Genomic DNA, 12,810 nt, shown 5'->3' on the forward strand with positions numbered 1-12,810 from the left:
CGATGGGGAGGCCGGGCGTTCGTGTTAGCCGGGAGGATCTACTTCTGGGCTGGCAGGACCAACTCGCCCGACTTGTCCGTGGACAAGGCGAGGGACGAGATAAACCGGGGTTCGCCGTCGGGCCCGTCCTGAGCGGAGCGGAGCATGTCCGGGCGTTCGAACTCGATGCCGGTGACGTGGCACAGGAGCTTGGCGTCGCTCGGGTTGCCGTCGGCGTCGAACATGGGAAGGTCGATTCCGTCATCTGTGCGCCGCAGGTAATACCGACCGCGCGTCGCCAAAGCCAACACCGGCGGCAACACCAGGGCCAAGCCCACCGCGAAAATCGGCGAGAACGGCTGCACGGCAGAACCGAAGGCCCCGAAGAAGACGGCGATCGAAACTCCCGCGGAAACCAGCATGGACACGAAGCCCACCGGGTTCACCGCATAAAGCATCCCGCGGCGGAACTCGGGAACCTTGGGCGATATCTTCAGCAGGTACTTGTTGATGGCGATATCCGAGGCCACCGTGACCACCCAGGCCATGGCGCAGTTGGCGTAGAAGCCCAGGATGGTGTTCAGGAACTCGAACATGTTGGACTCCATGAGGATCAGCGCGATCACCAGGTTCACCACAACAAAGACCATCCGGCCCGGGTATGTCTTGGTGATGCGGGTGAAGGAGTTGGTCCAGGCCAGGGAGCCGGAGTACGCGTTGGTGACGTTGATCTTGATCTGCGAAATCACCACAAGCACGACGGCCAGGGTCATCGCGAGCCAGGCCGGCATCATTTCCTCGTAGACGCCCAGGAACTGGTGGACGGGTTCATTGGCGTGGACTGCTGCTGCTGGGTCGAGCTTGGCGATGAGGTAGATCGCAATGAACAGGCCGATGATCTGCTTGATGGCTCCGAAGATCACCCAACCCGGTCCGGCCAGGATCACTGCACGCCACCAAGCCCCCCTGTTCTCCGCGGTCTTGGGTGGCATGAAGCGGAGGTAGTCGATCTGCTCGGCAATCTGCGCCATCAGGGACAGGCAAACACCGGCCGCCAGCATGACGGAGGCCAGGTTGGGGCCGCCTTCGCCTGACGCGCCGGTGAAGGCGAAGAACGCATCGATGCTTTCCGGGTGTGAAAGGAGCAGATACCCCACGGGAACAACCATCAGCAGCAGCCACAAGGGTGTGGTCCACACCTGCAGGGTGGCCAGCGTCTTCATCCCGTAGATCACCAGCGGGATGATGATGATGGTGGACACTGCATAGCCGATCCACTGCGGGATGCCCAAGCCCAGCTGCAGGCCCTGGGCCATGATGGAGCCCTCGAGGGCAAAGAAAATGAAGGTGAACGTGGCGAAGATGATGTTGGTGACCACCGAGCCGTAGTAACCGAATCCCGAGCCGCGGGTGATCAGGTCCAGGTCGATGTTGTACCGGGCCGCGTAGTAGGCCAAGGGGAAGCCCGTGGCGAAGATGATGACGGCGGCCACGATGATGCCGAAAATCGCATTCACTGTTCCGTAGGCGATGCCGATGTTCGCGCCGATCGAGAAGTCGGCCAGGTAGGCAATGCCACCCAGAGCACTGGTGGCCACCACTCCGGCGCTCCACTTCCTGTAAGAGCGCGGGGCGAACCGGAGCGTGTAATCCTCCAGGCTCTCCTTCGCGGCACTCAATGCGTCGGCGTTGCCTTGCGTCGGTGTGCCGGCGGTGCCGATTCCGACGGCGGTGCTTGCCGCCGTCGTCGGCTCCAATATGGCGGTACTGGTCTTGTCGTCACTCATGCGTGGTCGCTTTCGTCCGGGGAGGGTGCCTCGCCCACGACGCTAGTAATGCAGCGCGTCAATTCCGTCACGTGCGTGTTTCGCATCTGTAACTTCTGTATCAGCGGCCCCGCGTGCCACCACCAAAATCCCCGATCAGGCTTTGTGCGCAACCCACAAAATCGACGATGACCTGCACGGATACCGTCAAGGCATGACCACCGAAGCCATCAGTTACGCCATCCTGGACACCGCCCGACAACAGGTTCTGGAACGCGGTGAGGGCCTGGACGAGGCGCAGCTCATCGAGATCCTCGAACTCCCCGACGACGCCATCCCGGCAGCCCTGCAACTGGCCCACGAGGTGCGGCTCAAACATTGCGGGGAGGATGTCGAGGTGGAAGGCATCATTTCCATCAAGACAGGCGGGTGCCCCGAGGACTGCCACTTCTGCAGCCAGTCCGGCCTGTTCGACTCCCCTGTCCGTGGCGTCTGGCTGGACATCCCCGAGCTCGTCAAGGCAGCCAAGGAAACCGCCGCCACCGGCGCCACCGAGTTCTGCATCGTCGCAGCCGTCCGTGGTCCGGACATCAAACTGATGAACCAGATCAAGTTCGCGATCGACCGCATCAACGAAGAAGTGGACATCAACATCGCCTGTTCCCTGGGCATGCTCACGCAGCGCCAAGTGGACCAGCTGGCGGAGTGGGGCGTGCATCGCTACAACCACAACCTCGAAACGGCCCGCAGTTTCTTCCCGGAGGTGGTCACCACACACAGCTACGAGGAACGGCTGGAAACCTGCGCCATGGTCAAGGCAGCCGGCATGGAACTGTGCTGCGGCGCCCTGATCGGCATGGGTGAATCGGTGGCCCAGCGCGCAGAGTTGGCCGTCCAGCTGGCCGCCCTGGAACCGCACGAAGTCCCGCTGAACTTCCTCAACCCCCGTCCCGGGACACCCTTGGAAAACCAAGGAATCATGGACGGCAAGGATGCCCTCCGTGCCATCGCCGCGTTCCGGCTCGCCATGCCCCGCACCGTGCTCCGCTACGCCGGCGGCCGCGAGCTGACGCTCGGAGATCTTGGCACCCGCGATGGACTGCTCGGGGGCATCAACGCGGTGATCGTCGGCAATTACCTGACAACGCTGGGCCGGCCTGCCAATGCCGACCTGAACCTCCTGGTGGAGCTGAACATGCCCATCAAGGAATTCCAGAAGTCCCTGTGACAACCGGCTACTGCGGCCGTTGCGGCGGCGTCGCAGACGCGCCGGCAGCGCCAGGCGACATTCCGACGTCGGACCCCCACCACAGCTGCCGGCAGCAGTTGGCGATGGAACCGCCACGCTACTGCTGGGAGTGTCGAAGGAGGATGAAGGTCCAGGTGACTCCGACGGGCTGGACGGCGGAGTGTTCGCGGCATGGCTTCACGCGGTTTGGTGCAGATCCGGCCCCTCAAAGCGCTTCCTAAAACGGCATCTGTTCAAAACTCACTGGGTAGGCTGGATCCATGGGCGAAAGCCGGGACCGTCTGACGCAGGAGCAGCGCAGCCGCAACATGTCCAAAATCCGGGGGAAGAACACCAAGCCCGAACTGCTGGTCCGCAGGCTGCTGCATGCCAAGGGCTACAGGTATCGGCTGCATGGACAGGTCGGGTCAACCAAGCTGCCCGGCCGCCCGGACCTTGTGTTCGCGGGCAAGCGAAAAGTCATTTTCGTCAACGGCTGCTTCTGGCATTTTCACGACTGCAAGGTTGGCTTGCATGCCCCGGCGGCCAACGCGGAGTTCTGGGAAGCCAAACGTTCCCGGACCCGGGAGCGCGACGCAAGGCAACGGGAGCTGTTGCTCGCTGCGGGTTGGGATGTACTGACCGTGTGGGAATGCGAGCTCGGAAACCGGTCGATGCTCGAAGAGCGGCTGACCGGTTACCTCGACGCGGGCAGTGGCTAGCGGGCGGAGGTGGTTGTCGGGGCTGATTCACCAACGTGCTCAACACCGGCGCCATGAGAGCTCTGCTCCCAGAGGGCGAACGCGGCGGTACCGCCGATGCCCAGGAGGATGGTCATGCAAACGACAATCACAACCATGAGTGCCGGTGATATTCGAGCCCCACTGTCCATGCTGTTTCCGCTCCTTGGTTCAAGGCTGACATCCCCGGATCAGTGACCCCCAACCTGCTCCTCATCACTTTCCGGCCCGGCGATCAAGACTGCCTCTGAGTCCGCTCAAGATTGGATCAAGCTTTGGATTTCTGGCGCGTGGGCAGTTCTGCGGGTCCTACTGTTGAATCGTGAATCGATTGTTTGGAGGCGGGAGGGGTTTGGTGTCTGAGTACGGCGAATGCACCGAAGTCCTGGTGGATCGCACGGTCCTCATCGCCCTCCAGGCCGAGCTTGGCGGCGACCCGGGCATCATCAGCGCATTCGTCAGGAACTACGTATCCCTGCTGCCGTGGCGGGTTTCGCGGCTACATGCCGCCTTGGACAACCTAGACATGGAAGATGCCATGGACGCAGTGTTGAGCCTCAAGACCTCCAGCCACATGGTAGGCGCGATCTGCCTGGAGTCGTTGGCACAGGAACTGGAGATCAACCTCCGCCTCTTGCCCAACGAGAACCACCTCAAGGAGCTGAGGCCCCTGGTGACCCGGATCGAGCAATACGTGTTTGGCACCATCGCGGAGCTGGAATCTCCGGTTCTGTAACCAAGCGCGGTTCTGTGACGAAGCGCCTTAGTTGCTCTGCACCGGTGGTGCGAGCCGGTATCCCACGCCTCGGACCGTCTCCAGCCAACGCGGTGCCTGGATGCTGTCCCCAAGCTTCTTCCGCAGGTTGCCCATATGTACCTCAACGGCACGCTCATCGGCGTCGCTGACGTAACTTCCGACGTCGTATGGTTCGTTCCTGAGGCGGCGCGCCAGATCGGCTTTGGTCCGCACAATCCGGCCTGTCTCCAGCAAGGCCAGCAAGAGGTCGAACTCGGTGCGGGTCAGTTTGAGTTCTTTGCCATTCAGCACGGCGGTGCGTGAGCCCGCGGAAACGGACAGGCCGTTATGGGCCATCTCGGGATCGGCTTCGTCCGGCGCGCTCCTGGTGTCCGACGACGCGCGGGGCCTTCGCATCATGGCCTCCACACGGGCGCGCAGCTCGCGGGGACGGAATGGCTTGGTGAGGTAGTCGTCGCCGCCGGCTTCGAGGCCCATGAGGGTATCGAGTTCTTCAGCGCGTGCGGTGAGCATGATGATGTAGGCGTCCGAGGACTTGCGGATTTGGCGCGCGACCTCAAAACCGTCGATGTCGGGAAGGCCGAGGTCCAATGTGATGACGTCCGGATTCAACTCGCGGGCCGACATGACGCCGGCAGATCCCGTGGACGCAGTGTGGACATCAAACCCCGCCTGGGATAGAACCACACGTACCAATTCGCGGATATCCTGGTCATCTTCAATGACCAACCCCACACGTACTTCACTCATCGCTGCCCCTCAGCCCCTTCGATAACCTCAGAAGTATATCCGTTATGGTTAGGCTGATCTCATGAACCAAATTTCTTCTGCATCCGTGGTGGATGTGCCATGACCGGCCCTTCTTTTTGGGATATTGGCGAAAAGAAGAAATTGTTGATCTTTCAGCGCTCCTTCCATGAACATACCCTGCGGATGCGGGTAGTCCTCAGCCAATTGCCGTTATCGGTATGTGTCTGCTTGTCGGCTGTATTGGTTTGGCTGTTTTTTCCGGCCACACTCGAAAATCCGTTGTTCCTGATCTTCCTGCTCAGCCAGGCTTTTTTGTTGGCATTGTGCATCATTGTGCCGTGGCACAGGCTTCCCTTTGCCAGCTTCCTGGCCATCCCCATCCTGGACATGGTGTCCATCGCGTTCGGCCGGGAGGGCGGGCAGGAAGCACTCACTGGCCTCAGCGTCCTTGTGGTACTGCCGGTCATTTGGCTGTGCGCGTCCGGGCTTTACCCGAAGCTGGCCATAGCCCTGTCCTTCATTGGCCCCTTGGTCATCGTGTGGTCCCCATTGTTCGCCCGGGGTGACCTCTCGGAACAGGCCCTGACCAAGCCGCTCCTGTTCCCCATACTCATTCTTGGCATCGGCGTGTCGGTCAGCGTCCTGACCTTGAGCATGGTTCGCCAACAGCGAGCCATGGAGCAGAAGGACGAGGCACTCAAGGAAGCACTGGATGTCAGCACCAAGCAGGAGCGGCTCCTGAACACTGTCATGGAGGCTTTGCCGCTGGGTGTGGTGGCGGTGGACGGGGACGGGCACGACATCCTCATGAACCGTCGCCAACGGCAGACCCACGCCTTGGCGACTCCCCCGGACAACGACGACCCCAACGAATCCCAGCTGCTCATCTTCGACACCGACCGCACCACCCCGTTGCCGGCCGACCGCCGCCCAGTGCGCCGTGCTGTACTGGGCGAACGGTTCACCGACCAGCTGGTGTGGCTCGGCGACGGCAAGGACCAGCGTGCCTTCACCGCCAGCGCCCGCCCCATGGTGGACGATGCCGGGAAGTTTGCCGGGTCAGTGGTGGTGTTCAGCGATGTCACGGAGTTGGTGAACGCGTTGGCTGCCAAGGACGACTTTGTGGCCAACGTTTCCCATGAGTTCCGCACTCCCCTGACGTCCATCCTGGGCTACGTTGAACTGATCCTTGACGATCCTGATGTGTTGGATGCGAGGTCCCGAAAGCAGCTTGATATTGTCCGGCGCAACGCCGAACGGCTGCTCACCCTCGTCTCGGACCTCCTGGCTGTCCGCTCGGGCCAAATAGCCATCCAGCCACATGCCGTGGACGTCGCGGAACTGGTGCGGGGCAGTGTTTCCTCCGCCGAACCCCGGGCAGCTAAGGCCGGGATCAGGCTATCCATGAACCTCCCGGACGCCTTGGAGGCGCACGTCGACTCGTCACGGATTGCGCAGGTGCTGGACAACCTGGTGTCCAATGCGATCAAGTACTCCCCAGACGGTGGAGACGTCGAGGTAGCTGCGTGGGAAGACCAGGACTTCGTTTTCTGCCGTGTCACCGACACCGGCATGGGCATGAACGAAGAAGAGCAGGCCGAGGCCTTCACCAAGTTCTTCCGTGCCGGCGGCGTCCGCAACAGCGCTATCCCTGGGGTGGGGCTGGGACTGCCCATCAGCAAGGCCATCGTTGAAGCCCACGGAGGAACCATTACCTTGGAAAGCGAACCGGGCCGCGGCACGACCTTCACGGTGAAGGTGCCCGCCTGAGGCTCAACGCTTGGCCGGTGATCCTCCCACCAAGGCCGAGTCACGACGCCGGCCGAACAGGAAGTAGCTGACGGGACCGAAGAAATTGATGAAGGATGCGGCCCGCCACAAGCCCTTCCTGCCCCGGATATTGGCGTCCGGGGTTTTGGCGATGCTCCGCTGCGCGGCCACCAGCAACGCCATGTTCACCACGCCGCTGGCCACCACGGAGATCCGCTGGCCCTTGCTCATATCCCGCCACGATTTCTTGCGAGCCATGGTTTTTCCTCCACTCCGGATAGGTTCCTTTCAGGCTAGTCCGACGGCGGTCCACCCGCCACAGCCTGGCGCACCACTTCTCCCCACGACTGTTCGGCGAGGTCAGCCACCGATGCCAGGATTTCCGCAGGAGGCCGGGAAAGGTCCAGCGGATACTCCACAATGTCGATGTCCGTGTTCAGGATCCGGCGCAGTTTCATTTCCCCCGAACCGGCATACACCAACCAGGCAGTGGGAACCCTGAGCGCGGTGCAGTAGGCCAGCAACTGGTAGTGGTCGGCACTCAAGGAGGCACCGGCGTCGGAGGCGGCTTTGTACTTGGTGTCGTACACCACCACGGGACGGCCGCCCAGGAAGTGGACGGCGTCGGGCCGGACGGTGATGCGGTCGGAGTCACGGACGGCCTCGTTGAGCAGGGCTCCGTACTGGAGCCGCGTCTCTCCCGGATGCGCGCTCATGGCACTTCGCAGGGCTGCGCCAACGAACTCTTCGAAAACCTTGCCCATGTCCACCACGAAGGAGGCGCTCTGCTGTTTGCCCACACCGGCTTCGGCGGAGGCGTTGCGCAGGATCACCTCGGAGAGGCGCAGCACCGGGTGGTACCTGAGGTTCATCCGGCTGGCCCGCCACGGCGGAAGCGGAGCCCCGGGCTGAAGGCGGGTGACGGCGTCGAGCTTGCCCTTAAGCTGACGCAAGCGGCTCAGGACGTCGGGCCGGACACCGGGCACCTGTCCCATCCGCTCCAAGGCGGCCCGAAGAATCCGGTTCTCGGCAATGTCCTCCGTGAATTCGTCGTAGGACACCTCCAACGGAACCATCATTCCGGGGCGGCGGGAGATTTGGTCCGAGATGCGGATGCGGCCCTTGACCGTCCGCAGCGATTCGTCCACTGTCAGGTAGCCCTGGAGGACGCCCCTGCTAAGTGCCTTGTCCGCAAGTTGGGCCAGCGACTCAGCCAGCGCGCTCCACAAGTCCGGGTGCTCCACGGCCTCCACCGACTGGTCGCGGAAGCCTTGCTCGCCGGCGTAGCTGAGCAGGAAAAGCAGCCGGTTCAGGCCAAGGCGGTCCTTGGGCCGGACTTCCAACTGCACCGTGGCCGTGCGCACGGAGCCCACCTTGCCCACCGGTTCTATCCGGTAGAGGCCCATGCCCATGGGCGATGCCTTCGCCAGTCCGCTGGCGTTGATAAACGCCGCCGATTCGGGATCCAGCTTGTCCACTACTCCGCCGGAGAGCTCGTCCATGACAATGTGCCGTGGACCCGATGGTCCGCGGCGGGCACTCGCAGGAGCCCGGCCGGGCTTCGGCGGGATGGCGTTAGCGGGCTGCAAGACGTCCCAGCAACTGTTCCAGGCCGAAGCGTTCTTCCAACTGTGCCCGGTTCAGCTGCCCGTGGTAGTGCTCCTCCAGCAACGGCATGAGCTCGTACTTCCAGATGCGGCGCAGGCCCGCGGGATTCTGGGCCGCGTTCTTCATGAAATACGACGGCCCGATCATGAGGTCACGGTCCCAGTCGTCTATCGCGTCATTCAGCGCATCGAGGAGGTCGGCGTTGAGCGTATCCAGGCCGCGCGCTTCCAGGAACCGGCGCAACGTGCCACGGATCGGCTCCTCTTTGGGGTGCAGTTCGATGAACGCAAAACGACGGCGGATGGCAGCATCCATCATGGCGATTGAACGGTCCGCGGTGTTCATGGTGCCGATGATGTAGAGGTTGTCGGGCAAGCTGAAGGGCTCGTTGGGGCTGTACTGGAGATAGATGCGGTCGTCCCTGTACTCCAGCAGGAAGTAGAGCTCGCCGAACACCTTGGCCAGGTTGGCACGGTTCATCTCATCGATGATCAGGAAGTACGGCTTGTGCGCGTTTTCTGGCTTGGCCGCTTCCTCAGCGAGGCGCCGCAGGGGTCCGGCGACGAGCTTGAAGGAAACCTGGCCGTCGTCGGTCTTGTCCGGCCTGTACCCCTCGAAGAAGTCCTCGTAGGCGTAGGAAGGGTGGAACTGGACCAGCTTCACGCGCTCGTCCGTGTGGTCGCCTGCGAGTTCGGCGGCGAGGTGCTTGGCCAGGTACGTCTTGCCTGTTCCCGGGGGGCCGTAGAGCACCAGTTGGCGGTTTTCCTCCAGCAGTTCAGCGATCTCCTGGAGGGGTTCCAGGTCCATGTGCAGGGACGCCGCGAACTCTTCAGTCAGGGGACGAAAACCTTGCTGGACAACCTCGACGACGGCGGTTGGCGGCGCTTCGTCCTCGCCGTCGGTCTCGGCCTCCACCGGAAGCAGTTCCTGCAGCGCCTGGATGACCCGGGTGACGTCCACCAGGATGCCCGGGGTGGAGAGCTGCCGCTGGGCGTGGCGCGGAAGTTCCGGAATGGCGTAGCTGTCATCGAACCAGCGGACCTTGCGGCGGATGCGCCGGTTGTCCTCGTGGTGCTCCGGTTCACCGAGAACCACACCGACCCGCACCCGGCCGGCGTGCTGGTACAGGGTGAGGTCGCCCGGTTTCATGACGGTCAGGAACGCAAAGACGGCCGTCTTGGTGTCTTCCCGTTCAACATAGCCAAGATGCTTGTAGTCCTCGTCCACGGCATGCTGGACCACCCCCGCGGTAACTCCCGCAGTGAGCGTGCGCAGGTGCTCAACATCCAGGGTGGCCTTTTCTTCGGCAACCCATGAAGCCAGAAGATCGGCGTTGTCGTGGTGCGTGCGCAGGAGCCAGGAACGACGACCCGGGTCCCCCACCTTCCGCCACTGGCTCACCAATTGGCGCGCGTACCAGTCGATGCGCTGCCCGGCCTGCTCGTCCAGGTGCAAGCGGATGCGGTGGATGTCCGCGGTAATGTCCTCGTCCGTTTCGCCCTTGGCCCCGCCCACCAGCGACGCGAAAGCGTCCCTGATTTCTTGCCGTTCGACGTCCGCCACCACAGGCTCGAAGTAGCTTGGCCACACCAGGTACTCGATGCTTCGGCGCAGGGCGGGCTGGTCCCCAGGTGTGCCGGCCGCAAGTTCGTGGAAGGCCAAGGGGTCCGCGAGCGCCTGGCTGATGGTTGCTGTGCTTTGGCTGTCCACGTGCGCCACAAAACGGCACAGCCACTTCAGGTGGTCCCAGATGGTCCAGTTGAATTCCGCGGTCCGGTCACGGATGACGCCATGGTCCGTCATGCCCTCATAGAGTTCCTCCGGGAGCTCTATAGGCGGCTCAACCCACGATGCTGCCTCGGCAACCCGGGCACGCTTCACCCTCAGGGACTTGACCTCGTGGGCGAGCGGGAGGGACTGCAGGAACAGCAGTTCAACGGCCAGGAGTTTGGCCTCCCGCGAGGCACCGTCAAGGTTGTGGCGCAGGTTGGTCATCATGGGCGCCTTGGAGTCTCCCACCCCGCGCTCGAGCCGTTCAAGCAGCTCCGCGGCGGCGTCCGATGTCCACGTCAGCGTCCGTCCGTCCAGCGCCGACGGTCTCCCTTTCAGCGCCGGACCGAGCACATACCAGGCCGCGTCCTCGATCTCCTTGGAGACTCCGGGGGCGCGGTCAAGGGCAGGTTCTACGGAGGGAATCACCATGCCAACTTACCCTGTTTGGCTTAAGCAAGCATCTGGATATCCACAGGTTCGCGGCCCGGGCCGGCGCTCCCGTCAGTGCATGCCGAACTGGTACGCCGCCGGCACGGGTTCACCTGGGCACACTTCCTCCCACAGCGCCGAAATCGCGTCTTCGCCCTCCCGGAGGTCCGGAATTTCGACGCCGTTGCGCAGTATCGCGGCGGCCTCGGCTGCGTGGCCACCCCTTGCGAGCGCGAGCGCCTTGAGGAACGTCAAGCGCCCGACGGCGGCCCCCTCCTTCGGTGCCGACTCCGCCAGGTCCAAGGCCATAGTGGGATCGCCATGCCTGATACCCAAAGTGACGGCCTCCGAGAGCAAGGCAGTAGCGGAGGAATCGGTTTCCACCCCGTCCCGCAGCTCAGAGAGCCCCTCCTCATCGCGGCCGACCGCGAGCAGGGCAAGGCCAAGTCCGCGGTGCGCAAGCGCCTTGGTGCGCCTCCGCACCCCCTTGGCCTGAAGGACCTTCCGGTACCCTTCCTTTGCGCCTTCGAGGTCCTGCCGTGCGTGCTTCATGGTGGCCAGGTGGAACTCTGCCTCGGGGCTGTGCTGCCCGGCCAGCAACTCCTCCCAATCCGCCCCGGCAACGTAACTGGGTGCGCCGTCGAACGCCTTTCCGTGAAGAAGCCCAAGCCAGGGTTCCTGTTCCTCCGTGACACTCTCGTCCACGAACGGGGTCCCGCTTTCGTCGATCCAGCGCCTGCCTGCCTTGAGCCGCCGGGCGCGTTCCACCACACCCCAGCCGCTGCCGAACAGGAGCATTTTCGACGGCGGGACGTCGGCATTCGTGATGGCGGCCGGAAGCATGGCCTCAAGATCATCGTGGGGCAGCAGCTCTTCCAGGCGCGCGCTTGCATCGGCCACTGCAGCACCCCAGTCCGCGCCATGCGAAGCTTCAGGGTCCAGATGCCCGTTACCGTATGCCTCCACCCAGGCCCACTCCGCGCCGGCCGGCATCACCAGGTGTTCGAACTGTGTCTGCGCCAGGCCCGCTTGGATCTCCGCGTAGGGCCCTGCTCCGGGGCTGAGCCACTCCTGCCACCGTTTGCCACCTTGGCCCTGGCCCCAGACGAACAGCTTCTTCCCGCGCAGGAGGCCCGTGGACAGCATCGCCAGCCCGTCGCCGTCGTCGTCTGCTGCTACCACCCAGCGCCGCTCGCCGGGGTCGATGTCGAAGAAGAAGTCGGCTGCATGCGGGCTGTTGACCGGCCAGGTTCCGTCGTAGCCTTCGTGGCTGGTGGGCCGGACGCGGGTGATGTCCGTGGTGTAGTCGCTGCCAAAGGCCTCGTCGGCCGGGGCAATGACTCGGGTTCGCTCGGTTTCCGGGATGGCTGCGTTGCTCCACCAGTACATGGGGACGTCGTGGTCGTTGGGGTTTCGCAGCCGGACGGCCGCGAACACCACGGCCGAATCCTCGGGAAGCCAGATGTCCACTTGGAACACCACTTCGCGCAGCCGTTCGTACTCCCACATCCGAAGGATGTGCTTGCCGTCAGGCGTGTGGACGATCGCCGTATGCAGCGGATCGCAGCTGGTGGGCGAGTGGCCACGGGTGCCGATGTTCCACTCCAGTCCGCCCGCGAACCACGCCTTGCGCAGCGCGATGTTGGCCAATTGCGGGGCGTCGTGGGTGTGGAGCAACTGTTTGCCGGTGGCTTTGTCGAACAGTTCCCAGATGCGGCCGCCCAGCGACGGAAGGACCGTCACCCTCAGTTTGCTGTTTTCAAGAACGACGGCGGGCACCTCCTTGGGTGCTGCCTCCCGGCTGTAGCCGTCCTGCATCAGGTACGGGTAGACGTTGGGCACCAGACCGTAACGGGCCGAGGCCTGGAGTTCCTCAGGGATGCCCTCGCCCACGGTGTAGGGCTGGTCCAGTTCGGCTGCGACCACAGGCAGGGGATTCAGGGGGCCTAGCTCGGCCATGGTCAGCGGGATGGTGGTGACGGTCAGGTTGGAAGTTGCTGTGTGTGCCAC

At 63.4% G+C, this 12,810-nt stretch carries 10 protein-coding genes; 4 read left to right on the plus strand and 6 right to left on the minus strand.

Annotated elements, in window-relative coordinates:
- Nucleotides 1-38: 38 nt before the first annotated feature.
- Entirely contained in the window at nucleotides 39-1,766 is a 1,728-nt protein-coding gene (locus NEK97_RS05145) for a cytosine permease (protein ID WP_257368848.1), read from the minus strand.
- A gap of 193 nt (nucleotides 1,767-1,959) precedes the next feature.
- On the opposite strand from NEK97_RS05145, the gene bioB reads away from it, so the two are divergent.
- The 3 genes from bioB to NEK97_RS05160 all read left to right on the plus strand — a co-directional run bounded on the left by bioB (nucleotide 1,960) and on the right by NEK97_RS05160 (nucleotide 4,449).
- Complete coding sequence (gene bioB / locus NEK97_RS05150) at nucleotides 1,960-2,973, plus strand: biotin synthase BioB (RefSeq protein ID WP_257368849.1); 1,014 nt, start codon at nucleotides 1,960-1,962, stop codon at nucleotides 2,971-2,973.
- A gap of 281 nt (nucleotides 2,974-3,254) precedes the next feature.
- Entirely contained in the window at nucleotides 3,255-3,695 is a 441-nt protein-coding gene (locus NEK97_RS05155; RefSeq protein ID WP_257368850.1) for a very short patch repair endonuclease, read from the plus strand.
- 373 nt (nucleotides 3,696-4,068) lie between these two features.
- Nucleotides 4,069-4,449, plus strand: coding sequence for an Hpt domain-containing protein (locus NEK97_RS05160; protein WP_257368851.1), 381 nt, complete (start codon nucleotides 4,069-4,071; stop codon nucleotides 4,447-4,449).
- A 27-nt stretch (nucleotides 4,450-4,476) separates the two neighbouring features.
- Here the strand turns inward: NEK97_RS05160 and NEK97_RS05165 are convergent, their stop codons facing one another.
- Nucleotides 4,477-5,220: a response regulator transcription factor gene (locus NEK97_RS05165; protein ID WP_257368852.1), complete on the minus strand. Its 744-nt coding sequence runs from the start codon at nucleotides 5,218-5,220 to the stop codon at nucleotides 4,477-4,479.
- Nucleotides 5,221-5,319: 99 nt separating this feature from the next.
- Between NEK97_RS05165 and NEK97_RS05170 the strand changes: the two genes are divergently transcribed.
- Nucleotides 5,320-6,990: a cell wall metabolism sensor histidine kinase WalK gene (locus NEK97_RS05170; RefSeq protein ID WP_257368853.1), complete on the plus strand. Its 1,671-nt coding sequence runs from the start codon at nucleotides 5,320-5,322 to the stop codon at nucleotides 6,988-6,990.
- A gap of 3 nt (nucleotides 6,991-6,993) precedes the next feature.
- Here the strand turns inward: NEK97_RS05170 and NEK97_RS05175 are convergent, their stop codons facing one another.
- The 4 genes from NEK97_RS05175 to NEK97_RS05190 form a co-directional block, all read right to left on the minus strand.
- Entirely contained in the window at nucleotides 6,994-7,248 is a 255-nt protein-coding gene (locus NEK97_RS05175) for a hypothetical protein (protein WP_257368854.1), read from the minus strand.
- A gap of 35 nt (nucleotides 7,249-7,283) precedes the next feature.
- Entirely contained in the window at nucleotides 7,284-8,492 is a 1,209-nt protein-coding gene (locus NEK97_RS05180) for an McrC family protein (protein ID WP_257368855.1), read from the minus strand.
- 73 nt (nucleotides 8,493-8,565) lie between these two features.
- Nucleotides 8,566-10,800 (minus strand): McrB family protein, encoded by a 2,235-nt coding sequence (locus tag NEK97_RS05185; RefSeq protein WP_257368856.1) that lies wholly within the window; start codon nucleotides 10,798-10,800, stop codon nucleotides 8,566-8,568.
- Between the two features lie 72 nt (nucleotides 10,801-10,872).
- Nucleotides 10,873-12,810, minus strand: a complete 1,938-nt coding sequence (locus tag NEK97_RS05190) for a DUF5107 domain-containing protein (protein WP_257368857.1) — start codon at nucleotides 12,808-12,810, stop codon at nucleotides 10,873-10,875.

The sequence above is a fragment of the Paenarthrobacter sp. UW852 genome (assembly GCF_024608385.1).
GTDB lineage: Bacteria > Actinomycetota > Actinomycetes > Actinomycetales > Micrococcaceae > Arthrobacter.

Bases quoted from the DNA above. Each gene is read 5' to 3' on its own strand.
- NEK97_RS05145 (WP_257368848.1), bottom strand. From the start codon at position 1,766: ATGAGTGACGACAAGACCAGTACCGCCATATTGGAGCCGACGACGGCG.
- bioB (WP_257368849.1), top strand. From the start codon at position 1,960: ATGACCACCGAAGCCATCAGTTACGCCATCCTGGACACCGCCCGACAA.
- NEK97_RS05155 (WP_257368850.1), top strand. From the start codon at position 3,255: ATGGGCGAAAGCCGGGACCGTCTGACGCAGGAGCAGCGCAGCCGCAAC.
- NEK97_RS05165 (WP_257368852.1), bottom strand. From the start codon at position 5,220: ATGAGTGAAGTACGTGTGGGGTTGGTCATTGAAGATGACCAGGATATC.
- NEK97_RS05170 (WP_257368853.1), top strand. From the start codon at position 5,320: ATGACCGGCCCTTCTTTTTGGGATATTGGCGAAAAGAAGAAATTGTTG.
- NEK97_RS05175 (WP_257368854.1), bottom strand. From the start codon at position 7,248: ATGGCTCGCAAGAAATCGTGGCGGGATATGAGCAAGGGCCAGCGGATC.
- NEK97_RS05180 (WP_257368855.1), bottom strand. From the start codon at position 8,492: ATGGACGAGCTCTCCGGCGGAGTAGTGGACAAGCTGGATCCCGAATCG.
- NEK97_RS05185 (WP_257368856.1), bottom strand. From the start codon at position 10,800: ATGGTGATTCCCTCCGTAGAACCTGCCCTTGACCGCGCCCCCGGAGTC.